This is a genomic window from Clostridium collagenovorans DSM 3089, from assembly GCF_900130005.1.
GTDB lineage: Bacteria > Bacillota > Clostridia > Clostridiales > Clostridiaceae > Clostridium_D > Clostridium_D collagenovorans.
In genome coordinates this window covers 206,279-230,690 of sequence record NZ_FQXP01000007.1, presented here as the reverse complement: position 1 = coordinate 230,690, position 24,412 = coordinate 206,279, and the positions used below count along the sequence as shown (strand labels likewise).

Annotated in this window: 25 protein-coding genes, 4 tRNA genes and 2 pseudogenes; 29 read left to right on the top strand and 2 right to left on the bottom strand. The window is 30.8% G+C overall.

All coding sequences use genetic code 11. The annotated features are described in order from the left end of the window. Positions 1-35 precede the first annotated feature (35 nt). The 17 genes and pseudogenes from BUA48_RS10500 to saoL all read left to right on the top strand — a co-directional run bounded on the left by BUA48_RS10500 (position 36) and on the right by saoL (position 10,068). Positions 36-110, top strand: a tRNA-Glu gene (locus BUA48_RS10500). 5 nt (positions 111-115) lie between these two features. Further along, positions 116-191, top strand: a tRNA-Val gene (locus BUA48_RS10495). A gap of 6 nt (positions 192-197) precedes the next feature. Continuing rightward, positions 198-274: transfer RNA gene (locus BUA48_RS10490), tRNA-Asp, on the top strand. Between the two features lie 12 nt (positions 275-286). After that, positions 287-362, top strand: a tRNA-Thr gene (locus BUA48_RS10485). A gap of 592 nt (positions 363-954) precedes the next feature. Beyond that, positions 955-1,494, top strand: coding sequence for a sigma-70 family RNA polymerase sigma factor (locus BUA48_RS10480; RefSeq protein ID WP_242944340.1), 540 nt, complete (start codon positions 955-957; stop codon positions 1,492-1,494). Then, positions 1,484-2,560, top strand: a complete 1,077-nt coding sequence (locus BUA48_RS10475) for a DUF4179 domain-containing protein (RefSeq protein ID WP_072832010.1) — start codon at positions 1,484-1,486, stop codon at positions 2,558-2,560. The genes BUA48_RS10480 and BUA48_RS10475 overlap by 11 nt, the downstream gene beginning before the upstream one ends. A 504-nt stretch (positions 2,561-3,064) precedes the next feature. Beyond that, positions 3,065-3,274, top strand: a pseudogene (locus tag BUA48_RS15930) (thioredoxin-like (seleno)protein SaoT); the annotation flags it as partial. A gap of 71 nt (positions 3,275-3,345) precedes the next feature. Then, positions 3,346-3,678: a DsrE-related protein SaoD gene (gene saoD, locus BUA48_RS10470; protein WP_072832009.1), complete on the top strand. Its 333-nt coding sequence runs from the start codon at positions 3,346-3,348 to the stop codon at positions 3,676-3,678. Positions 3,679-4,010: 332 nt separating this feature from the next. Further along, positions 4,011-4,268 carry a thioredoxin-like (seleno)protein SaoT gene (saoT, locus tag BUA48_RS10465; protein WP_278336840.1) on the top strand — a complete coding sequence of 86 codons (258 nt, stop codon included), beginning with the start codon at positions 4,011-4,013 and terminating at the stop codon, positions 4,266-4,268. Continuing rightward, entirely contained in the window at positions 4,268-5,359 is a 1,092-nt protein-coding gene (gene saoE / locus BUA48_RS10460; protein WP_072832007.1) for an efflux transporter SaoE, read from the top strand. The genes saoT and saoE overlap by 1 nt, the downstream gene beginning before the upstream one ends. A 32-nt stretch (positions 5,360-5,391) precedes the next feature. Next, positions 5,392-5,859, top strand: coding sequence for a Cys-Cys-COOH (seleno)protein SaoC (gene saoC, locus BUA48_RS10455; RefSeq protein ID WP_072832006.1), 468 nt, complete (start codon positions 5,392-5,394; stop codon positions 5,857-5,859). Positions 5,860-5,891: 32 nt separating this feature from the next. Continuing rightward, positions 5,892-7,040: an ABC transporter substrate-binding subunit SaoX gene (gene saoX / locus BUA48_RS10450; RefSeq protein ID WP_072832005.1), complete on the top strand. Its 1,149-nt coding sequence runs from the start codon at positions 5,892-5,894 to the stop codon at positions 7,038-7,040. After that, the gene (locus BUA48_RS10445) at positions 7,033-7,293 is read left to right on the top strand and encodes a hypothetical protein (protein WP_178138974.1); all 261 of its coding nucleotides are present in this window, start codon (positions 7,033-7,035) and stop codon (positions 7,291-7,293) included. Before saoX ends, BUA48_RS10445 begins: the two co-directional genes overlap by 8 nt. Before the next feature lie 48 nt (positions 7,294-7,341). After that, a complete protein-coding gene (locus BUA48_RS10440) occupies positions 7,342-7,872 on the top strand; it encodes a MetQ/NlpA family ABC transporter substrate-binding protein (RefSeq protein WP_072832003.1) in 531 nt (176 codons plus the stop codon). Positions 7,873-7,892: 20 nt separating this feature from the next. Then, positions 7,893-8,636: pseudogene (saoP, locus tag BUA48_RS15830) on the top strand (ABC transporter permease subunit SaoP); the annotation flags it as partial. Continuing rightward, on the top strand, positions 8,636-9,412 hold the full coding sequence (gene saoA / locus BUA48_RS10425; protein WP_072832000.1) for an ABC transporter ATP-binding protein SaoA: 777 nt from the start codon (positions 8,636-8,638) through the stop codon (positions 9,410-9,412). The pseudogene saoP and the gene saoA, both read left to right, overlap by 1 nt. 14 nt (positions 9,413-9,426) lie before the next feature. Further along, the gene (saoL, locus tag BUA48_RS10420; RefSeq protein WP_242944338.1) at positions 9,427-10,068 is read left to right on the top strand and encodes a MerB-like organometallic lyase SaoL; all 642 of its coding nucleotides are present in this window, start codon (positions 9,427-9,429) and stop codon (positions 10,066-10,068) included. 195 nt (positions 10,069-10,263) lie between these two features. Here the strand turns inward: saoL and BUA48_RS10415 are convergent, their stop codons facing one another. Beyond that, the gene (locus BUA48_RS10415; protein ID WP_072831998.1) at positions 10,264-11,244 is read right to left on the bottom strand and encodes an ATP-binding protein; all 981 of its coding nucleotides are present in this window, start codon (positions 11,242-11,244) and stop codon (positions 10,264-10,266) included. Continuing rightward, positions 11,237-12,235, bottom strand: a complete 999-nt coding sequence (locus tag BUA48_RS10410; RefSeq protein WP_072831997.1) for a DnaD domain protein — start codon at positions 12,233-12,235, stop codon at positions 11,237-11,239. The genes BUA48_RS10415 and BUA48_RS10410 overlap by 8 nt, the downstream gene beginning before the upstream one ends. Positions 12,236-12,914: 679 nt before the next feature. Here BUA48_RS10410 and BUA48_RS10405 point away from each other — a divergent pair. The 12 genes from BUA48_RS10405 to BUA48_RS10350 all read left to right on the top strand — a co-directional run bounded on the left by BUA48_RS10405 (position 12,915) and on the right by BUA48_RS10350 (position 23,880). Beyond that, on the top strand, positions 12,915-13,403 hold the full coding sequence (locus BUA48_RS10405) for a MarR family winged helix-turn-helix transcriptional regulator (RefSeq protein ID WP_072831996.1): 489 nt from the start codon (positions 12,915-12,917) through the stop codon (positions 13,401-13,403). A 321-nt stretch (positions 13,404-13,724) separates the two neighbouring features. Then, complete coding sequence (locus BUA48_RS10400; RefSeq protein WP_072831995.1) at positions 13,725-14,696, top strand: beta-ketoacyl-ACP synthase III; 972 nt, start codon at positions 13,725-13,727, stop codon at positions 14,694-14,696. Positions 14,697-14,954: 258 nt separating this feature from the next. After that, positions 14,955-15,185 (top strand): acyl carrier protein, encoded by a 231-nt coding sequence (gene acpP / locus BUA48_RS10395; RefSeq protein WP_072831994.1) that lies wholly within the window; start codon positions 14,955-14,957, stop codon positions 15,183-15,185. A 272-nt stretch (positions 15,186-15,457) separates the two neighbouring features. Next, on the top strand, positions 15,458-16,390 hold the full coding sequence (gene fabK, locus BUA48_RS10390) for an enoyl-[acyl-carrier-protein] reductase FabK (RefSeq protein WP_072831993.1): 933 nt from the start codon (positions 15,458-15,460) through the stop codon (positions 16,388-16,390). A 20-nt stretch (positions 16,391-16,410) separates the two neighbouring features. Beyond that, entirely contained in the window at positions 16,411-17,343 is a 933-nt protein-coding gene (gene fabD / locus BUA48_RS10385; protein ID WP_072831992.1) for an ACP S-malonyltransferase, read from the top strand. A gap of 89 nt (positions 17,344-17,432) precedes the next feature. Beyond that, positions 17,433-18,173: a 3-oxoacyl-[acyl-carrier-protein] reductase gene (fabG, locus tag BUA48_RS10380; RefSeq protein ID WP_072831991.1), complete on the top strand. Its 741-nt coding sequence runs from the start codon at positions 17,433-17,435 to the stop codon at positions 18,171-18,173. Positions 18,174-18,185: 12 nt separating this feature from the next. Further along, entirely contained in the window at positions 18,186-19,424 is a 1,239-nt protein-coding gene (gene fabF / locus BUA48_RS10375) for a beta-ketoacyl-ACP synthase II (RefSeq protein WP_072831990.1), read from the top strand. Positions 19,425-19,614: 190 nt separating this feature from the next. After that, complete coding sequence (gene accB, locus BUA48_RS10370) at positions 19,615-20,097, top strand: acetyl-CoA carboxylase biotin carboxyl carrier protein (protein WP_242944337.1); 483 nt, start codon at positions 19,615-19,617, stop codon at positions 20,095-20,097. Between the two features lie 38 nt (positions 20,098-20,135). Continuing rightward, on the top strand, positions 20,136-20,591 hold the full coding sequence (fabZ, locus tag BUA48_RS10365; protein WP_072831988.1) for a 3-hydroxyacyl-ACP dehydratase FabZ: 456 nt from the start codon (positions 20,136-20,138) through the stop codon (positions 20,589-20,591). A 35-nt stretch (positions 20,592-20,626) separates the two neighbouring features. Beyond that, positions 20,627-21,970, top strand: a complete 1,344-nt coding sequence (locus BUA48_RS10360) for an acetyl-CoA carboxylase biotin carboxylase subunit (RefSeq protein ID WP_072831987.1) — start codon at positions 20,627-20,629, stop codon at positions 21,968-21,970. Between the two features lie 33 nt (positions 21,971-22,003). Beyond that, a complete protein-coding gene (gene accD / locus BUA48_RS10355; RefSeq protein ID WP_072832018.1) occupies positions 22,004-22,903 on the top strand; it encodes an acetyl-CoA carboxylase, carboxyltransferase subunit beta in 900 nt (299 codons plus the stop codon). Positions 22,904-22,914: 11 nt separating this feature from the next. Further along, the gene (locus BUA48_RS10350; RefSeq protein ID WP_072831986.1) at positions 22,915-23,880 is read left to right on the top strand and encodes an acetyl-CoA carboxylase carboxyltransferase subunit alpha; all 966 of its coding nucleotides are present in this window, start codon (positions 22,915-22,917) and stop codon (positions 23,878-23,880) included. Positions 23,881-24,412: the final 532 nt, after the last annotated feature.

Here is a 24,412-nt window from a genome sequence, read left to right as displayed (position 1 = left end):
TTTAACTTAACTAAAGATAAAATAAAAATTAATATGGCTCCTTGGTCAAGCGGTCAAGACACCACCCTTTCACGGTGGTAACAGGGGTTCGATTCCCCTAGGAGTCACCATTTATGGAAGCATAGCTCAGCTGGGAGAGCATCTGCCTTACAAGCAGAGGGTCACAGGTTCGATCCCTGTTGTTTCCACCAAATAATGGCCCAGTGGCTCAGTTGGTTAGAGTGCCGGCCTGTCACGCCGGAGGTCGAGGGTTCGAGTCCCTTCTGGGTCGCCATTTTAAAATTATGCTGGCATGGCTCAATTGGCAGAGCAGCTGACTTGTAATCAGCAGGTTGTAGGTTCAAGTCCTATTGCCAGCTCCATGAAAGTTCTAAACAATGTTTAGGACTTTTTTTATTTTTTGAAAACTTATTTTACCTTTATAAAATAAGTTTTATTGAATTTAATACATATTGAAGAGCATTATCACATCTTAAGGCATAGTCAAATTTCTTCAATAAAATCAGAAGTATAGAGAATCAAAATCATTGATTCAACCGAGTATACATTTTAAAATAAAAAGCATTTATAGCATTTATAGCATTTATAGCATTTATAGCATTTATAGCATTTATAGCATTTATAGCATTTATAGCATTTAGCAATAATTTTAAACCTTAAAAAAATCCAGATATAAAACCTAAATATATAAGTTCTAATTAATATTCTTCATTTATATTAATCCGTAAATTTGTTCTATAAAGAACCTTATATATAAAAACAATGAAGAATCTTTATTAGAATATAGAGATCTAATTTAATTTATAGAAGGTATAAGAAATATGTAAATATATAAATTAAAAGAAAAATTTATAATTATTGTAACCTTTTAAATAAATTTACTGTCTAATAAGTGTAAAACAAAATAACCAGCCATATCCTAGGACCTATGGCAGATAAAATGAGGTGAAATTTTTGATTGAAGATAGCAAAGCTATTGAGAAGATAGTGAAAAAAGCCATGCATGGTAATATAGATGCCTATGGAAGATTGATAGAATTAAATAAACAGTATTTATATCGTACAGCATTCTTATATGTAAAGAATGAGGATTTAGCTTTAGATGTTGTACAAGAATGTATTTTAAAGGGATTTAGTACTATCAATAATTTAAGAGAACCAAAATATTTCAAGTCTTGGATAACTAGAATTCTAATTAATTCAGCAAATGATATACTAAAGAAATCTATAAAATATACTCCTATAGAAGAAGTAGAAGTTGCTATGACAGAAGAAAATATTGAATTAGAGCAACGACTAGATTTGTATGATGCAATTGATGTTTTACCACATAAGTATAGATCCGTAATTATTTTAAAGTACTTTGATAACTTAAAGATAAGTGAGATTGCCTATACAATGGATATTCCAGAAGGATCAGTTAAAGCTTATTTAAGTCGTGCAAAGGAAGAATTAAAGAAGTATTTAAAGGAGGATTATGTTTATGCAAAATAAATTTGATAACATTCCTATTCCTGAAAGATTAGATGAGGTAGTTATAAGTAGTATGAATGAAATAAGAAAGATAAAAAATAGAAGATTAAGAAATAAAGTTATTGCAGCTAGTGCAGCAACTGTAATAGCAATTGGTGGTTTAGGGATAACTAATCCAGCCATAGCATCTAAGCTTCCTATTATAAGTCAAATATTTTCTCAAGTGGAAAAAAAGATAACATTTTCTGGGGATTATTCTTCATTAGCTAATAAAGTAGATGTAGAAACACAAAGTAGTGAAGGATTAGATATTACAGTAGCAGAAGTATACTGTGATGGATATTCAGCTTATATCACCTTAGAGATGAATTATAAGGACGAGTTAGGTAAGCTACCTAGATTTCCTCTAGATGTAGATGAAAGTGAATCACATGAAAGTATTTACTGTCATATAAAAGGTTCGATTGATGGAATCAATGAAGAAAGAATTATTGATAGTTTTGAAAGGATAGAAGGTTCTAAAACTGGTCCTAACTCCTTTGCTGGAGTGCTTAAGGTTAATTTGGATAGAGTACCATATATAAATGATGAATTTAGCTTGAAATTAAGCTTAAGGCAAGTACTTATTGAAAGTTTAGATAAAGGAGGAATTGTTGATGCCGCTGATAATCCTAATGGATATTTAGTGTCTGGACCATTGGATTTTAATATTCCTATAACTGTGGATAAAGAGAATGTTAAAAAAATAGAGGTTAATGAAGAAAATGATTTAGGGTTTGGATTAATAAGTGTAGTGGTAACACCATTTGAAATTATAGTAGAGGATATAAGGCCAGAAGATTTAGATGCAATAGAATTTGGAACTGGAGTTACTGTATTTAATGATAAAGGTGAAGCTATGCAATATTATGGTGGCAGAGAAGCTAAGGATGGTGCCAAAGGGGCAGCAGTATTCTCTGTAAATGAGAAAGATACAAGTGAATTGCATATATACACGGGAGAAAATTTTATAAAAACTATTAAACAAAAGGATGAAAATAAGATGAAGGAAATGGCTACTTATTCAAAGACTATAAAAGTAAAATAGCTGCTAAATACTTATAAGGATTATATTCTTATTTAAATAAAATTAAGGTGAATAAGTTTAAATTTATAGCTTTAAGTGTTAGCTTATGGCCATAATATAACATTTATACGTATATTAGATGATAATAAAATAATGATATTTAAAAAAGGGATATTCTTCAAAAAATATAAATGTGAAGTTAATATATTATTTAGTTTAATTAACCATAATATGTTTTCTATTTATATTTTTATTAGGATATTCCTTTATTTTTATTAGATTATTAAATTATAGTTACGCTAATTAAGAATGCTGATAGATGGTTTATTATCTATAGATAAATACTTTTGGATTTTTACCTGTTCTCAATATAAAATATATATGGGAATACAAAATAGTATAATATACGACTTCATTTGTTTGAAAATTATATTTATTTGTATGAATTTGTTGGGAATTAGGAAATTTTATATGAAAAAAGTATTAGTAGAATTTATAGATGTCTGTGCATGATGTGATAAATATGGATCCTTTGTAGAAGGATTAAGTGAATTATACCGTGAGTACATAGATTTAAAGATATATAAGGTGGGAAGAGATTTCGACTATTTAAAAAAATATGGGTTATTTTTAAAAAGTACAATAGTAATAAATGAAGAAATAATAATTGATAAACTGTCTAAGGAAATAATAACAGAAGTTATAGAGTGTGAAATCAATAAAATACGTAGTTAAATAATTTAACATATATTACTCAATTCTAAAGATTTTAATATTATGGTTAATAAAACTAGGGGGATACAAAAATGAAGGTTGCATATGTAATAAGTTCAGCAAATACTAGAACAATACTTGATAAGATGATAATACCACAAATGGAGCAAGGGATTCATGGGGCAGAAGTTGTAGGCATGTTTTTCGTATTTGATAATACTTACTTATTAGAAAAAGGATCAGACATAGGGGATAGATTACAGAAGTTACATGACAAAACAGATGTTATACTTTTAGCTTGTGATCAATGTGTTGAGGAAAGACAAATAGGGGACAAGTTAATTGAAGGGGCAGCTGTAGGATGCTTCCCATTATTATATACAGCTTTACAATCAGTTGGTGTAGATCAAGTAATAACTTTATAATGTGAAATTTTTTATAGATTCATAATAATATTATGAATCTATATTTATGTTGTGCTTGTAGATATAATTTAACAAATTTTAAATATATTTATAAATTTATAAAAAACAGTATTGAAAATAAATGAAGTGTTAAATATCCTTATAGTTTTAATTGAAGTGGTATTGAAAATCAATTGTATTTTTATAAGGTGTATTTAATATTAATCCAAGTACATAACCATAAATATTTTGAGTTTTAAATTTTAGTAGTACATAGAAGTTTATTTAATATGGACAAGTAATTACCATATTTTAAGATTAAGTAAGAAAAGTTAAAAGAGGAGGGAATTTATATGGCTAAACATTTAGTAGAGTTTATTAATGTATGTGCTTGATGTGATCCATATTCAACCTTGGTTCAAGAGTTGGCAAAAAAATATGAGGATTTAGTAGAGGTTAAGGTCTATAAAGCGGGTAAGGACTTTGACTATATAAGAAAATATGGATTAATGAGCAAGAGTGTATTGATAATTGATGAAAGTCAAGTTGTAGAGAATCTTAATAAGAAGGTTATAGAGTTGGCTTTTTCTCAATTAATGGGGAGAGAGTAATGGATATTATAAAGTTTATACAGGATTTGTTTTGGTCATCATTAAATATATTGAATGGTGCATCGGTTTGGTTAGTGATAAGTTTTTTATTAGCTGGCTTCTTACATGAGGTTCTTTCACCAGATAAATTTCAAAGAGTTTTAGGTAATAAAAAGATAAGTTCAATTATTAAGAGTACTATATCAGGAATGTTATTACCTATATGTAGTTGTGGGGTTATTCCACTTGGTATAAGCATGTATTATTCTGGAGCATATTTAGGACCAACATTAGCCTTTATGACTTCAACACCTATGATTAATCCAATAGCTGTAATTTTATGCTATGGACTATTAGGAAGAGATATAACAATTATATATGTAATAACAGGTTTCTTAGGACCACTTATTATAGGGGTTATAGGTAATATGTTTGCGGGTAAAGAATTACAGGCACCAGGTATAGAAGGTGATATTCAGAAAAGAGTTTTAGTAAGACAAAAGAAGAGTTTTATGGAGAAAATAAAGATGGGCATGCAGTGGTCTCTTAATGACCTTGCTGTAGTTGTAAGTAAGTATGTTATCTTAGGAATGCTTATGGCATCTATTATTTTTAATATTGTACCTCAAGAGTTTATTCAAAAGTATTTAGGTGAGCCAAGTATTTTATCATTAGGGAGTGTTACTATATTGGCTGCATTAATGTATGTTTGTGCAGTTGGTCATATACCATTTATTGCTGCTTTAATAGCTAGTGGAGCCGCTCCAGGTATTGCAATAACCTTTTTAATGGCAGGTGCTGCTACCAATTTACCAGAACTTATAAGTCTTTATAAGCTTATAGGTAAAAGGACTGCATTTATGTATTGTGGTGTTGTAGTTGGAATATCTGTGATTGTAGGATACTTAACTAATGTATTACTTATGCCAGGATTTACTCCAGTTTTAAACTTTAACAGTGTAAATAATACAATAAACACTGCTAACAAATTTATGTTTGTAGCTCCTATGTGGCTTAAATATTTATGTTCTGCCATAATTGTAATGTTTGCTATGAAATCATTTTATAAAAGCGTTAAGACAATGATTGAAAAAAGAAAGTGTACAGTATAAGGATATTTTTATAAAAAGTTTGAGGTAAAGATATGAAAAGGTTAAGTAAAATAAGTATTATTTTTATTGTTATAGTAATCACTATGCTATCAGGCTGTGGTAAGACTGAGAAAGCAGGTAATGAGCAAGCTGCTCACAACTATGAAGATAATAAATTATATATAGACTTTAAGGAAAAGTTTCCTAATAGAGAAGCTATTATTTGTGAACATGCTGATGTTACAAATGATGGGTTAGAGGACTTAATTATTATATACAAGGAAGATAAGAATACAAGACTAATAGTTGCAACTGATTCCAGTGAAGGCGTTAAGTATACTAATGAAGTTCCAGCTCCAATAGAAAATCAAAGTATTAAGTTGAAAAATATTGATGATGAAAAAGAGATGGAATTCATTGTTAGTGGATCTAAGAGGGGAAATTTAGGATATGCAATCTTTAGAGTCGAAAACATGGTGTTAACAGACTTATTTGGAGATGGCATGGAGGATTGTTGTTAATATTTATTATATATATTTCAGGAGGAAAATACATGAATAAGAATCTAAAAAAACTTACTTTAGCATTAGGAATTTTAACTTTATCTACAGGATTAGTAGCTTGTGGCTCAGACAAGGGGTCAGCTCAAAGTGGAAAACTTGATACTACAGGAATAGTTCAATCAATAAAGGATATGAAGCTTCCAGAGATCAAGGATGACTATACTGTAAAGTTAGGTTATTATAACTGTGACCATATGACTGCAGCTTGTATAGGTAAGGATGCAGGAATATATGAAGCGCTTGGATTAAAGGTTGAGGTTACTGGTAATGGAAAAGTTCCTCAAGCTATGTCAGCTGGTCAAATGGATGCAGGGTACATAAGTTTTCAAAATGTAACAAGAGGAATAAACAAGGGCACACCTATAACTATAGGGGCTAACAATCATGAGGGTGGATCATATTACTTAATCGTTTCTAATGATGTAAATGAGCCTAAGGATCTTGTAGGTCAGAAGTTAGGTGTTGGAACAGAGCCAGAAAAAAGCTGGGCATGGAGACAAATGGCTAAGGATATGAACATACCAGTTGAAGGTAAAAACTATGAAGGAATAAACTTTGATAGTGATAAGAGTGCATACATAGCATTAAAAACTGGTGAGATAAAGGGATATACAGCATGTGATCCATGGGGTTCTATGGCTGAGTATGAGAAGACAGGAAAGATCATGAATGTATTTGACAGTGTAGATGGTGAAAAGACAATATGTTGTGTATTTGCTTTAAATACTAACTTTGTAAAAGACCACCCAGAAGTAGCTGAAAGATTAATGTTAGCTCACACTAAATCTATTGAGTATTTATATTCTAACCCATATAAAGCAGCTAAAATATTTGCTGAAAACTATTCAGTTCCAGAAGAGGTTGCATTAATGACTGTTTATAAAAAGACAGTTGAAGAGGGTAGAACAATAACTTGGGATATAAATGATGCAGCTATTGATAAGAGATTAACAGAAAACATTAGTCATGGAGACTATGAAGAAGTAGATAAAAATCAATTAGTACAAACAGATTTATTAGATAAGTGTGGTAAGGATGATTTTAATACATTTATAAAAGAAAAAATTGACCCTGTATTCCCAACAGGTATGTCTTATGATGAATGGCTTAAAAAAGCAAAAGAAATTGCTGGTGAATAGAAAAGTAATAAAAGGAATGAGCTTGGTGATTATACTAGCAATAATAATAGCTTTGTTTTTAAACAAGACTAGGTATGAAAATAAGCCAAGCTCTACTATTAAAATAGGGGTAACACAAGGGTTACCCTCTATTATCTTTAACGAGGTAATAAAGGCTTATGACAGTGATACTGTAATTTTACATGAGTTAGATGAAGTTGATTTAAACATAGAAAAGTCTAATGTAGAGATGTACAACTTTGATGATTGCTGAAACAATTCAACTCAATTAGCACTGAGTTCAGATGCTATAGACTTAGCAGTGATATGTAGTTCTAAAGCGCAGGAATTTGTTCAAAATGATGAGAGGTTTGAAATAGTTCCTGATGCCATAATTAATTCATCCATAATAATTACTAAAAAGGATAACCCACAGACAATAGGAGTTTCACAAAATAGAAAGTTTGAAGTAGATATGGTTAAAGATACATTTGGAGAAGAATGTGAGATTAAGGAAATATCTACGAGGGTATTACCATATGCACTAGAAAAGGGAGAAGTAGATGGTATAGTTTTAGACTATATAAAGTCTTTGGAGATAGAAGGCAAAAGAGTATTTATGAAAGAAGATAAAAACTACAATACCTTCTCTTTGGTTATTAAGAAAAGTATAAAAGATAATATTGAATATAAAAAATTTATAAAGGCTTTTAATAAAGTTAGAGAGGAAATAATGGAGCCTGATGCTTTTATTGAAATTATTTCCAGGGAAAGAAATAAAAATTATTTAGATGATAGGAGGAGATATGAGTGGCAGATGTTAAGGTTACAAATTACACCCCTAGAGGAGTAAAATTTTCTGGTAGTGGAAAAAAAGAGATAATATATAAGATTATATTATTAGTAATAATAGCTATAGCATGGCAGTCTTATGCTGTAACTAAAAATAATGATCTTATAATGCCTAAATTTACTGATACAATAATGCAATTTTTTAATTGTGTAGTAGATTCTAAGGTGTTATTAAATATATCTATAACTTTAGTACGTGTGCTAAAAGGTTTCTTATGGGCTTTAATTATAGGGGTACCTCTAGGATTTATGATGGGGCTATCTAAGGTTGCTAACGGACTTATTGGAGGATTGGTTGACTCAGTAAGACAAGTTCCAGTAATGGCATGGGTACCATTAACTATTGTATGGTTTGGTATAGGTGATGGACCAACTATATTTCTTATAGCCTTCACTGGAGTATTTCCTATAATATTAAACACTATACAAGGGGTAAAGAATATATCTAAGGATTACTATTATGCAGCTAAGAGTATGGGTGCAGGCAAGGTTAGTATATTTAAGGATATAATAATACCTGCAACACTTCCAGATATATTAACAGGCGCTAGAATAGCAATAAGTAGTGGATGGATGTCTGTTATCTGAGCAGAGTTCATAGCGACAAGCCAAGGTCTTGGCTTCTTAATGGTTGATGCACAAACAATGATGCAAACAGATAGACTTATTGCATTAATGGTACTTGCAGCTTTAGTAGGTTTTGCTATTGATAGAGCTCTTAATTTATTAAATAACACTCTTTCAAAATGGAGGGTTGTAGAATAATGAAAATAAAGATAGATAATATAAGTAAATCTTTTAAAAATAATAAGGAAATAAATGAAGTTCTAAAGGATATAAGTTTTGAAGTTAATGAGGGTGAATTTGTATCTTTACTAGGTCCATCAGGATGTGGAAAGACAACTTTATTAACAATAATAGCTGGTTTTAAAGGTGCTAATCTTGGAGAAATATCTGTTGGAGATAAAATAGTTAGGGGTCCAGGGGCAGATAGAGGATTTGTATTTCAAAACTATGCATTATTTCCATGGATGACTGTAGAAAAGAATATATTATATCCTATGAAACAGCAGAAGGTTCCTAAGGAGGACAGAAGAGCTAGGCTAAATCAATTATTGAAAATGTCTAAGCTAGAGGGTAAGGAAAAGCTTTATCCAAGTCAATTATCTGGGGGAATGAAACAAAGAATAGCTGTTATTAGGGCATTAGCATGTAAACCGGAAGTATTACTTTTAGATGAACCTTTAGGTGCAGTTGACTTTCAGATGAGAAAGATACTTCAAGAGGAGCTAGAGTCTATTTTCATGGCTGATAAAACAACGGCTATTATGGTAACTCATGATGTAGATGAAGCAGTTTATATGAGTGATAGGGTTATAGTTATGTCTACAGATAAGGGTAGAATCATAGAAGATTTAAAGATTGATTTACCTAGACCAAGGGTAAGGGATTGTGAGCAATATAATTCTTATAAAGATAAACTAACAGAAGTTTTAACTGTGGCTTTAGGATATGAAGAAGTAGCAGTTTCAAGTAAATAACATAGGAGAACTACATGAATACAATAGCAAAAGACTTAAATGTAAAAAATAAATGTGAATATTACACTAAGGAAGATAATATTCTAAGAAAAGCTATAATGAACTTTGTTATAGATAATAAAAAGCCATTCCATATAGAGAAGGATTTAAGTTTATTAGAGGTGGATTTAAATATAGAGTCTATAAATGAGTCCTTAGAAAACCTAAAGCAAAACAATGGATTCGTATTAAATGAAAACAATGAAGCTATATTTGTTTATCCAGTATCAGCATTACCAACTAATCATTTAGTTACTTTAGAGGATGGAAGAAAGTTTAATGCAATGTGTGCAATTGATGCAATGGGTACAGCATTCACTTTCAATCAAAACATAGAGGTTAAATCTAAATGTAGTAATACTAATACAGAAATAAGTGTAGAAATAGTGGATGGGGAAATTAAAAATTATAGTCCATCAGACTTACATGTATTACATGTGGATTTAAATAAATACACAGACTGGGGTAAGAACTGCTGAAACATTATGAACTTCTTCTGTACGGAGAAAGATTTTGATGCTTGGGTAGATAAGATGAAGATTTCTGATATTGATATATTTAAATTACATGTAAGTGATGCTGTATATGTTTCTAAAGAGTTATTTGAATTTAGGTAATAAGAAAAGGATGTTATATTAATTATGATATAACATCCTTTTCTTATATAATCTTTGATTAGTTATCAATAGCTATGCTTATAGATATAAGTACTCAATGAATAACCTTTGAGCTTAAAACTAAAGTTATTTAATAAGTAAAAGCAACCCTAAAAATACTAAGAGGTATTTTTAAAATATATATTAAGGTTATTTTTAAGCCCTACCTTTTTTTAAGTTAAGCTTTATTCTTAAATCATCTCCATAGAACTTACTTAAAGTAAACTCTCCTAGCAATCTAGAAGTGATTCTATCGTAATAGTTTTTAAGCAAATCCTCTAAGGAAAGGTTAGTTGATATTAACATCTTCTTTTTCTTAAGGAGCTTTCTATTTAAAAGGTTAAAAAATTCAGTTCTAGAAAAATCATTCATTTGCTCTGTACCTAAGTCATCAATAATAAGTAAATCGCAATTTATAATTAAATTTTCTAAAGTAGTATTATTATCAAATCTTATTTCTTTCAAATCCTTAATCAAGTCATCAGCTGTTCTATAAACAACTAAAACACCTTTATCCAAGAGTTCCTTAGCAATACATTGAGAAAGATAGGTTTTGCCAGTTCCAGCAGTTCCGTAGAATAATAAATTCTCATCAGAATTATTAAAGTTCTTAATAAAATTCATTGCTGTACCTAAGTTTTTCTCCATATTCTTTCTAGGGCTTTCAAGGTTATTTGATTTATGACTATCAAAGTAATTTAAAGCGAAGTTATTAAAGTTTCTAACTTGTAATACTTCTTTTAACTCAGAATTTTCATAGTAAAGATCAACTAACTTCTTATAAAAACATTCACATCTTTGATTTAATATAAAGCCTGTATCTTTACATTTTTCACAGTGATACTTTAGATTCAAATAATCCATTGGGTATCCATGAGAAACAAGTAATTCAGATTTTTGCATTCTTAAATCAGTTATTTTTTCTCTTAAGTTATTGAGATGTTGTTCTCTGTTGTCTATATCTTTAAAAGCACTTATAGAAACCTGAATACAAAGCTTACCGATTTCACGTTCTATATCTAAAACTTCAGGTAGTTTCTCTTGAATCTCTTCTTTTCTAGCTTCTAAGGCTTTTGCTTCCTCTTCTCTAATAGTATCATAGATTTTTAGTAATCTTTCTTGATAACCTTTAATCATTATCATCCCATCCTAACAATTTTTTCTCTAAATCATCAAAGTCATATGAGCGTTGCTCATAGTTTCCAAAGTTGCTATTTGATGATGACTTTGGTTTGCTTCCTACAGTATTAGGTTTAAAGGTAGTTTTTTTCTTAGAGTTTTGATTTTTTTCAATTTCTTCTAAGGTTTTCAAACCGTCTTTAAACCAACTATTTAAAATACCATCAATGTATTTAAAGTCTGTCTTTCCTATACGATTAAAGCAAATGTCACAACCATGGAAAATTACATCTAGAGGAAAGTTATAAGTGCTAATCCATTTAGTTAAAAGTTGCTCTTGAGGCTTCATTATCTCTTTGTTTTGAATACCCAGGTAGTTAAGTATCTTTCTAAGCTTAACCCACTTATCTTCGTTATAACTTATAAAATCTTGAGCCTCATCGATTGTTTTAATGTTGTTATCATGCCAAGCTAAAGCAACTTTTTCAATGTATCTATAATCTGTTTTTCCTTTTGAAGCACAGTATTGTATTAATATTAAAGTAAGTTCTAATGAGAAACCAAATTCCTTTTGCCAACCAATGTACATTGATATTTCTTTATTTGAAAGAGGTCTTCCAATTAGTTTTTCAATATCTTGAAGCATATCCTTAGTAGATAAATTATCTAATTCTTTTAAAATATGAACATCAGAATCAGAAACCTCTTCGCTTTCAGATAAATCTAGAAATTCTATTGTGTAGTTTCCCTTAGAGTCTATTGGCTCCATTTTTATAACTCCCTCATTACTCCAATAGTTCCAAGCGTGTAACACATCAGTTTCTAATAAGTTCAATGTAGCAGCGATTACAGAGGAAGATGCACCAGCTTCTCCAGTAGAAAAGTATTTTAAACCTAATATGTAGACCTTTACATACTCCCCTCTAGCTGTAGGCATGTATCTATCTATAAATACATTACTTATTAGAGTATGTTTTATATTTTTGCTACTGAACATAAATGTACTCATGTAAACACTCCACCTTCCCTAAAATTATTCTTAGACTCTTAATTATAACAAACTATGAGTTATATTAATAGTATATAAGAATTCAAACTTAAACAAGTAATTCCAAGTAATATTTTATCATAATAATAGTATGGACAACTTATTTAGTAAATTAACACAAAAATATTTTATTTAAGAGAATATACGCTTTGAAATATATATTGTCAGTAGTAAATATTGTATGGGGTTAATTTTATTTAAGATTTTTTAATATTGTATTAGTTAAGTTGTTTTAATTTATATAATAGATGATTAAACTTTAAAATTTGATTTTGTACCTATATTTATTGAATAATGAGGGGGAAGATTGAATATGATTAGCATTAAACATTTTAATACATATGTGACTTATAAGATTAAAATTTTAGATTTAGGTAAGTAGTTTTCATAGGGATTATATATTAAAGGATTAAATCTTAAAAGCTTATTAACACTTAATTAACAAGTCAAAAAAGTTGTAATTATACTTTGTCACATAGGTTGATACTAGTTGTTTCAAGGGTTTATGGTAAATAGAGGCTTGTTCAATAATTTGTAAAATGTAGAAATATAGAACTTAAATAGCTATTGACATTAATTCTTTATTTTATTATACTTTGACTATCGAAATATTTGACCATAAAAGTAGGTGGTGTTTCTATTGGGTAAGTCTGTAAAAATCATAAATGAATTACTGGTTGATTTATTTAATGATATCCTAGTTATAGAGCAAAACGCTATTAAGGATGGAAACTTTAGTGATATCTCTATTACAGAAGTACATACAATTGAAGCTATCGGGATGTATTCTAGTAGAACAATGAGTGAGGTAGCTCAACAGCTAGATATTACAGTTGGTACATTAACTATAGCAATCAACAATCTTGTTAAGAAGGGATATGTTGAGAGAGAAAGAAGTGAAATTGATAGAAGAGTAGTTTTGATTCAATTAACTAGAAAAGGTAAGTTAGTGTATAGAATACATGAGAAGTTTCATTCTGATATGATTAAAGCAACTATAGCGGGATTAAGTGACGATGAAGAGCAGGTTTTAGTTGATTCTTTAGAGAAGTTATCTAACTTCTTTAAGATAAAATATTTCTCTAATGATGATGTAAAGCCTAAGAAAAGTTACAATGCTAAAAAGTAACTAAACTAAACCTAATTATTATGTTAATTAAGCTAGTTGTTAACTAAGTAAATTACCAATCTTTCTTTTAAGTTAAGGTAAAGATAGTAATTTATATTAGTTAATTATCTAAAGTTATATGATTGCTGATTTAAGATTAATTAATCTGTGTAAGTAATGTAGATATACACTTAAGATAAAAGCATTTATGTTGGATTCAGTGAGTTATGTTTGAATCTAAAGTATAGTTAGCATTTTGTTCAATGGGTAAGAATGATTGTGTATTAAGTGGTTTTTATTTATAAAAACCACTTACATGATTAGCTCATGAAAGGAGTAAATATGAGTTTCGTTAGAGTTTCAGGGGTTGGGTCATATGTACCTAATAAGGTAGTAACTAATGATGATTTAAGCAAAATAGTTGATACTAGTGATGAATGGATTAGTTCTAGGACTGGTATTAAAAAGAGAAGAATAGCTACCAGTGAAAATACATCAGACTTAGCAGGAAAGGCAGCTTTAAAGGCTTTAAAAAATTCTGCTGTAAAGGCTGAGGAAATAGATTTGATTATAGTTGCGACAACTACTTCGGATTCCTTTATTCCAAGTATGGCATGTAAGGTACAGAGGGAAATAGGAGCAAAGAATGCAGTAAGCTTTGATATAGCAGCAGCTTGTTCTGGTCTAATGTATGCAATGTCTATAGCTAGAACTTATATAATTGCAGGTATATATAAGAAGGCTTTAGTTATAGGATCAGAGGTGCTTTCAAAGGTTCTTAATTGGGAGGACAGAAACACATGTGTTTTATTTGGTGATGGAGCTGGAGCAATGATTCTTGAAGCAAGTGACTTAGATGGAATACCTTTTATGGATATAGGTTCGGATCCAACTAAATATGAGGTTTTAACATCAAATGGATTAGCTTTAAGTAATCCTTTCACAGAATGTAAGGCAGATGCAGCTCATTATGTTGAAATGAATGGGAAAGAGGTTTTCAAGTTCGCAGTAAACATAATAGAAAAGAGCATTAATGATATATTAGAAAAAGAAAACTTAACAATAGAAGACATAGACTATATAGTTTGTCATCAAGCTAACTATAGAATAATTGATTATGTTGCTAAAAGTTTTAAGGGACATAGAGAGAAGTTTTATATGAATCTTGATGAGTATGGAAATACATCTAGTGCAACCATAGGTATAGCACTTGATAATATGAATGACCTTGGTCTTTTAAAGAAAGGTCAGAAGATAATTTTAGTTGGCTTTGGTGGCGGATTAACTTGGGGTTCAGCTCTAGTTAATTGGTAGACAGATGAAGTTTAAGAGAATGGTGTACTAAACCCATATACTTTGATTATCAAAATTTATTAACAAATTATATATAATTTTAAAAATTATGTTCATTTGTATTTAATACTTTGATGTTCAAATAAATATTGATTAAATATGAATAAATGTAAAATAAATCAATAACATGTTTGATAAGTATTTACTTGAAGTTAAGGTTTATCTATATTAATTAAATTTATGTAGTGGAACTACAGTTATTAAAAGGAGAGAAATATTATGGTATTCGAAAAAGTAAAAAACATTTTAGTTAAGGAATTAAGTTTAGACGCAGATCAAGTAACAATGGAGGCTAATTTAATTGATGATTTAGGTGTTGATTCTTTAGATATATTTGAAGTTGTAATGTCTCTAGAAGAAGCTTTCGCAATTGAAATATCTAATGATGATATAGAAGATATTAAAACAGTTGGGGATATAGTTAACTACATTCAAGCAAGAATTGGCTAATAACTATGTCTTTAGGTAGGTAAGGTAAGAGAGAGACTATACATATAATTAATAGTCTATAGGATGAAGAACCTACTAGTTAAATAGCTTTTAATTTAATGTGGAAATGATTATTAACAAAAGGTTTTATAAAGTTAAATTTATTTTAAATTTAATATAGTCAATTATTTATCCCTTCTAAAACATTGATGTATACAATCCATAGAAGGGATAAGTATTGATTACTTTATACTATTAATTTTAATGTGTAGTTTTATTAAGGAGAGGATATAATGGCTAAATCTACAATTTGTGAGTTATTAAAAATAGAGTATCCAATATTTCAGGGTGGTATGGCATGGATTGCTGACAGTTCTTTAGCAGCGGGAGTTTCAAATGCTGGAGGATTAGGTATAATTGCAGCTGGTAATGCACCTGGAGAATATGTTAGAGAAGAAATTAGAAAAGCTAAGGAATTAACTGATAAGCCTTTTGGTGTTAATATAATGCTTTTAAGTCCATATGCAGAGGAAGTAGCAAAGATTGTTTGTGAAGAGGGCGTTAAGGTTGTAACTACTGGTGCTGGTAATCCAGGAAAGTACATAGAAATGTGGAAGGAACACGGTATAAAGGTTATACCAGTTGTAGCTTCAGTAGGATTAGCAAGAAGAATGGAAAGAGCTGATGTTGATGCATTAATAGTAGAAGGTTGTGAAGCTGGTGGACATATTGGAGAGTTAACAACTATGGTTTTAGTTCCTCAAGTTGTAGATGCTGTTAAACTTCCAGTAATAGCAGCAGGTGGTATAGGTGATGGTAGAGGTGTTGCTGCTGCATTTATGCTTGGTGCAGAGGGGGTACAGGTAGGTACTAGATTCTTAGTAGCTGATGAATGTAATGTACATGATAATTATAAGGAAAAAGTAGTATCTTCTAAGGATATAGATTCTACAGTAACAGGTAGAAAAACAGGGCATCCAGTAAGAGTTCTTAGAAATAAACTAACAAGAGAGTTCCAGAAGTTAGAAGATGGAGAATTCTCTATGGATAAATTTAATGAATTAGGAACTGGGGCTTTAAGAAAGGCTGTTAAAGATGGAGATGTTGAGCATGGATCTGTAATGGCCGGTCAAATAGCAGGGCTTATAAAGAAAAAGCAAAGTGCTAAAGAAATAATTGAAGAGATGTTTTCTGAGGCTAAAAATCTAGGATTAAACTGGAAATAGGTTTGTAAGGGGTTAATTATATGAGTAAAATTGCTTTTATATTTTCAGGTCAAGGTTCTCAGTATGTTGGAATGGGAAAAGAATTATATGATAATAGCGATATAGTTAAAGAGACATTTAAGGAGGCTTCAGAGGTACTAGGGTTTTCAGTTGAAGACTTATGTTTTAGTTCTACTGAAGAAGAGTTAAACAAAACAGAAAACACACAGGTAGCTATGGTTACAATGTGTACTGCTATTTCAAGATATTTAAAATCTATAGGAATAGAACCAAGTATGACGGCTGGACTTAGTTTAGGAGAATATTCAGCCTTAGTAACTTCTGGCGTTTTAGATTTTAAAGTAGCAGTTGATTTAGTTAGAAAAAGAGGAACTTATATGACTCAGGCAGTTGAGCAAGGCAAGGGTGCTATGTCAGCAGTTATAGGCATGGAGAGAGATGCTGTAGAAGAAGTTCTAAAGGTAGGAAGAGAAAAGGGAATAGTTGAGATTGCTAACCTTAATTGTCCTAAACAAATAGTTATTTCAGGAGAGAAGGAAGCTGTTGAATATGCAGCAGGACTACTTTCTGAGGCTGGAGCTAAGAAGGTAATTCCTCTTAAAGTAAGTGGTCCTTTCCATAGCACAATGATGAAAAGTGCTAGTGAGAAGCTTCATAATGACTTAAAAAATATAGAGTTTAAAACTTTTAAAATACCAGTTATAAGCAATTATACAGCTAAGTATTTTGAAAATGAAAGCATAGTTGAGAATTTAAGAATGCAAGTAATGAGTTCTGTACTATGGGAGGATTCTGTAAAATTTATGATTGAAGAGGGTTGTAATACTTTCGTTGAAATAGGTCCTAAGAATACTTTAAGTGCCTTTGTTAAGAAAATTGATAGAGGAGTTAATGTTTATAATGTTGAAGATTTAACGTCTTTAGAAAAGTTAACTAAAGGTTTAGAGGGTTAATTAGAATTTTCATATGTAAATAAGGCAAGTAAAAGTTTAATAATAAATAATGGCGTGTTGGATATTTAAAGTTGAAGGAGGCTTAAGATATGCTTAAGGGAAAAATAGCAATGGTAACTGGAGCAGGTAGAGGTATTGGTAAAGCAATAGCTTTAAAATTAGCTGATCTAGGAGCATCTATAGCATTGAATTATAGAACTCATAATGAAGATATAGATAAGTTAGCTAAAGAAATAGAAGATAAAAATGTTAAGGTATTATTAGTTCAAGGAGATGTATCTGACTTTAATCAATGTTCTGACATGATTAAAAAGGTTAATAATGAACTAGGTAGAATAGATATATTAGTTAATAATGCAGGTATAACAAAAGATGGATTATTAATGAGAATGAAAGAAGAGGATTTCGATAAGGTTATCGATATCAACTTAAAAGGAACATTTAATTGCATAAAGCATGTAACTCCAATAATGATGAAACAAAGAGAAGGTAGAATAATAAACTTATCTTCTGTTATAGGTTTAGTTGGTAATGCAGGGCAAGCAAACTATGCAGCATCAAAGGCTGGAATTATTGGGCTTACAAAATCAGTAGCTAAAGAAATTGGTTCAAGAGGAGTAACAGTAAATGCAATTGCTCCAGGATTTATAAAAACTGATATGACTGAGGTTTTATCTGACAAGGTAAAGGCTTCTATACAAGATAATATACCTTTAAGAAGATTAGGAGAAGCAGAGGATGTTGCTGAATTAGTTGCATTTTTATCGTCTGACAAAGCTGGATATATAACAGGCCAAGTAATAAATGTAGATGGCGGAATGGTGATGTAGGAGGATACTACTATGGAAAATAGAAGAGTTGTAATAACAGGACTTGGAAGCATAACACCAATGGCTCTTAACACAGAAGAGTTTTGGAATGGAGTAAAAGAAGGTAGATGCTGTGTTGATGAGATTACTAGATTTGACACAGAGAAATTTAAAACTAAGTTAGCTTGTGAAGTTAAGGACTTTGATCCTACTTTATATATGGATAAAAAAGAAGCTAGAAGAATGGATAGATTTACTCAATTTGCTATTGCAGCATCTAAGGAAGCTGTTGAGGATTCAAAGCTTAACCTTGAAGTTGAAGATGCAGAGAGAATTGGGGTAATTATAGGGTCAGGTATAGGTGGAATTGAGACCTTCGAGAGAGAACATTCAAAGTATATGGATAGAGGACCAGGAAGAATATCTCCACTTACAATACCTATGATGATTGCTAATATTGTAGCAGGAAATGTAGCTATTAAGTATGGTGCAAAGGGTATATGTACTACTGTTGTAACAGCTTGTGCATCAGGAACAAACTCAATAGGAGAAGCTTTTAGAACAATCAAATATGATTTAGCAGATGTTATGATAAGTGGTGGTTCAGAGGCATCAATAACACCATTTGCTATAGGTGGATTTGAAAATATGACAGCTCTTAGCTTTAGTCAAGATAAAACAAGAGCATCTATTCCTTTTGATAAAGAAAGAGATGGATTTGTTATGGGAGAGGGAGCAGGAATAATTATATTAGAAGAGTTAAGTCATGCTCTTAATAGAGGTGCTAAGATATATGCTGAAATAATAGGATATGGAGCTACTTGTGATGCTTATCATATAACATCTCCAGCTTTAGATGGAATGGGCGCAATGAGAGCTATGAAATTAGCTATTAAAGAAGGAAATATCGATAAAGATGAACTCTCTTATATAAATGCACATGGAACTAGTACTCCATACAATGATAAATTAGAGACTTTAGCAATAAAAAATCTTTTAGGAGATAAAGCTAAGGATGTTCCAATTAGTTCAACAAAATCTATGATAGGTCACTTATTAGGAGCATCAGGTGCTGTAGAATCTATAGCAACTATAAAATCCTTAGAAGAAGGATTTATACATCCAACTGCTGGATTTAAAGTTCCGGATGAAGAATGTGATTTAGATTATGTTCCTAATGTAGGTAGAAAAGCAGAACTTAAATATGCTTTATGTAACTCTTTAGGATTTGGTGGTCATAACGCATCATTATTATTTAAAAAGTACGAGTAATTATATAAAGTTTAAATTGAAATAAATCTTAAGTTTATACCCTTAAATTATAAGGGGTATTACAACATTATATTAACTTAGTTATAAAGTTCAACTTATATTTAATTGGAGTATTAATCTAACTAAAATAAGTTGAACTTAATAAGGTTAATAAGTCTATTATTGATAAGTGGAATTTAAGGAGGACACAATGATGGATTGCAAAGAGGTAAAGGAATTAATAGAGGCTTTAGATAATTCTTCTCTAACATTTTTAGAGTTAGAGCAAGAGGGTTTCAAATTAAAAATGGGTAAGGAAGTTAAAGCTGTAGCTTATGAAACAGTTCCTCAAGTTGAAGAAAGAGTTGTTTATAAAAAAGAAAAAAGTGAAGTTAAGGTATTAGAAGAAAGTGCAGAATTAGAAACAGTTGTTACAGATAAATGCGATGAAGGTAACTTTAGCTATATTACATCTCCAATAGTAGGTACTTTCTATGAGTCTTCAGCTCCAGGCAAACCAGTTTTTGCTAAGGTGGGAGATAAGGTTAAAAAGGGAGATACTCTTTGTATAATAGAGGCTATGAAACTTATGAATGAAATAGTAAGTGACGTAGATGGAGAAATAGTTGAAATCTTAGTTAATAATGAAGATATGGTTGAATGTACGCAACAAATTTTCAAGGTTAGAGTTTAATTTAAAGTTCAAATTATAAAATATGGAGAGTAATTATTATGGAAAATTCAAATGTTGAAGAAAAAATAAGTTTAAATATAAAAGAGATTCAAGAAATAATACCACACAGATATCCTTTCTTATTTGTAGATAAGATTGAAGAACTTGAAAAGGGTAAAAGAGCTGTAGGATATAAAAATATAACAATGAATGAGTATTTCTTTCAAGGACACTTCCCACAGGAACCAGTTGTACCAGGAGTAATCATAGTTGAGGCTTTAGCTCAAGTAGGAGCTGTTGCACTATTAAGTATGGATGAGTACAAAGGTAAGATTGCTTACTTTGGTGGAATAAATAAAGCTAAGTTTAGAAGAAAAGTAGTTCCAGGTGATACTCTTAAGTTAGAAGTAGAAATAATAAAGATGAGAAGTGGAATGGGAGTAGGTAGTGCTATAGCTACTGTAAATGGAGAAAAGGCTGTTGTTGCTGAACTTACTTTTGCAGTTGGATTGTAATATAACTGCACTTTAAGTATTTGGAGGAATTAATTATGTTAAAAAAAGTTTTAATAGCTAATAGAGGAGAGATTGCAGTAAGAGTAATTAGAGCTTGTAGAGAGCTTGGGATTAGAACTGTAGCAATATATTCTGAGGCGGATAAAGAGGCTCTGCATACACAACTAGCAGATGAATCTGTTTGCGTTGGTGGCCCTCAATCGAAGGATAGTTATCTAAATATTAAAAATATATTAAGTGCTGCAATACTTACTGGTGCAGAAGGTATTCACCCTGGATTTGGTTTCTTATCAGAGAATAGTAAGTTCGCTCAAATGTGTAAAGAGTGTAATATAATTTTCATAGGTCCAGATGCAGAGACTATAGATGCAATGGGGAATAAATCTAAGGCTAAGGAAATTATGGATGCTGCAGGAGTTCCTATAATTAGAGGCTCTAAGGGTATTGTAGAAACAGAAGAAGAGGCAATTGAGTTATGTAAAACTATAGGGTATCCTATTATGATAAAGGCTTCCGCTGGAGGTGGAGGCAGAGGTATAAGAATAGTAAGAGAAGAGAAAGATTTAGTAAGTTCTTATACAATGGCAAAAACAGAGGCAAAAATTGCCTTTGGTGATGATTCAATGTATATTGAAAAGTTTATAGAGGAGCCTAGACATATTGAGGTTCAAGTATTGGGAGATAATTACGGCAATGTACTTTATCTAGGAGAAAGAGATTGTTCTATTCAAAGAAGAAATCAAAAGGTAATAGAAGAAGCTCCATCATGTGTAATAGATGAGGAAACAAGAAAGAAACTTGGAGATATAGCTGTAAAAGCAGCTAAGGCTGTAAATTATAAGGGTGCAGGAACTATAGAGTTTTTAAGAGATAAGTATGGTGAGTTTTATTTCATGGAAATGAATACAAGAATACAAGTTGAGCATCCAGTTACAGAAATGATTACAGGCATAGATATAGTTAAGGAGCAATTAAATGTTGCATCTAATAAACCACTAGATATAAAGCAAGAGGATATAACTATTAATGGTCATGCTATTGAATGTCGTATAAATGCAGAGGATCCTAGAGCTGGATTTATGCCATCACCAGGAGTTGTTAATGTAATTAACTTGCCAGGTGGATTTGGTGTAAGATTAGATACAGCAATATATAATGGATATAAGATTCCTCCATATTATGATTCCATGGTAGCCAAACTTATAGTACATGGAAGAGATAGAGAGGAAGCTATTAATAAGATGAAAAGAGCACTAGATGAATTTATAATCGAGGGTGTTAAGAATAATATAGAGTTCCAATATGAAATATTAAATAATAAGAAGTTTAATGAAGGTGACATTAACACTTCATTTATAGCTCAAGAATTTGGAATGTAGATATGAGCAGATCACTTGGAGGTGAGCTATTTGATCATAAATAGTTTGTTTAAAAGAAAGAAGTACCTAACGATTCAGGGAACATCAACAAACAGCGAAGAAGAATTAGAAAAGTTTGAAGATGGGGAAGAGGCTAAAGAGGCAGTACCAAGTGTACCTGATGGAATGTGGTGTAAATGTAGTAAATGTGGAAAAATAATATATAAAAAAGATATGATAGCTAATTATATGAGTTGTATTGAGTGTAATACAAACTTTAGAGTGAATTGCAGGGAAAGAATAAATCTAACAATGGATAAGGATAGCTTTGTAGAATTATTTAAAGGTATAAAAAGCAAGAATCCATTAGAGTATCCAGGATATGAAGATAAGATAGAAAAGCTTATGGATAAGACTGGTATAGAAGAAGCTGTTTTGACTGGTGGAGGTAAAATAAACGGAATAAAGACAATTATTGCCGTTATGGATTCAACATTTATAATGGGAAGTATGGGAAGTGTAGTTGGTGAAAAGATAACTAGAGCTATAGAATATGCAACCCAATATTCACTTCCAATAATAATCTTTACTGCATCAGGTGGAGCTAGAATGCAGGAAGGGATATATTCCTTAATGCAGATGGCTAAGGTTAGTGCTGCATTAGCTAAGCATAATGAGGCGGGATTATTATATATAACTGTACTAACAGACCCTACAACAGGAGGGGTAACTGCTAGCTTTGCTATGCTAGGAGATATTATATTATCAGAACCAGGTGCACTTATAGGATTTGCAGGTAAGAGAGTAATAGAGCAAACAATAAAGCAGGAGCTACCTAAGGAGTTCCAAACTGCAGAGTTTTTACTTGAAAAAGGATTTATAGATAAAATAGTACCAAGAAAAGAGATGAAAAATACTCTAGGTAAATTACTAGAGTTACATGGATATAAATAGAGGTGATATATATGGATACCTTTGATATTGAAAAAAATATTTCAACATTAAGAGAGAAAGTACAAGAGCTTAAGAGAATTTCTCAAGAAAACAATATAGATTTAAGTGATGAAATAAGAGTACTTGAAAATAAATGTTTAGATATGGAAAAGAAGGCATACACTAATCTAAGCCCTTGGGAAAAAGTAAAGATAGCAAGAATGATTCAAAGACCAACAGCTCTTGATTATATAAATGAGATATTCGATGATTTTATCGAATTACATGGAGATAGGCACTACAGTGATGATTGTGCCATAGTTGGAGGAATAGCAACTATAAATGGTACAGCGGTAACTATTGTAGCAGAGCAAAAGGGTAGGGATATCAAAGAAAATGTAGAGAGAAACTTTGGTATGCCGCATCCAGAAGGCTATAGAAAGGCTTTAAGGCTAATGAAACAAGCAGAGAAGTTCCATAGACCTGTAATATGCTTTGTTGACACTCCAGGTGCTTTTTGTGGTATAGGAGCAGAGGAAAGAGGACAGGGAGAAGCTATAGCTAGAAATCTAATGGATATGTCTAATTTAAGGACACCTATAGTATCTATAGTAATTGGTGAAGGGGGAAGTGGTGGTGCATTAGCACTTGCTGTTGCTGATGAAATATGTATGCTAGAGCATTCAATATATTCAATACTTTCACCAGAAGGATTTGCGAGCATATTATTTAAGGACGCTAAAAGGGCTCAAGAAGCTGCAGATACTATGAAAATAACAGCTCAGGATCTATTTAAGTTCAGAGTTATAGATAGGGTTATTAAGGAGCCATTAGGTGGAGCACATAAGGATATGAAGCTTATGGCTGATAAAATAAGAATGAATTTAGAAGATATACTTAATAAGTTAGAAAAGGATACTGTTGATAACCTTTTGAAAAAGAGATATTTTAAGTTTAGAAATATGGGCGAGTTTTTTGAAGAGACTTCTTTGCAATAGCAAAGGAGTTTTTTTATGCATAAAGTAAATTTTTCAATAGAAGCATGAATATATTCAAAAATTTACTTGTATTAAGTAGGAGCATACTTTTACTATTAAAAAAATCTATGAATAAAAAATGTATTATTTCATATAATAATAAGTAAACTGATTTACCTGTGGACAACCTGTGAGTATATGTAAAACACCAAAAAAGTGATTATCAAGTTACGACAAAAGAAGAGTTGTTAAAAATCGAATAATGAATATAAAGCATAAAAACCGTGGATAACTTTATGATTTAATCTGTCGAAAATTCAGAAAATAACTTCTACAATGTCTTGTATTGCAACATTTTCACCAAAAAAAATTCGCTTAAATGTCCTGTGGATAAAAATGTGTATAACTTTTCTTGCATGGTAAAAAAATACAAAATATATGGTATACAACATATAGTGTATTGAGCATAAAAAAAAGACATACAGAACGAGAGGGATCTCTAAATGTCTGTATGTATAAAAAGAGTTTTAAATAATTTTATTTAAACTTTAGT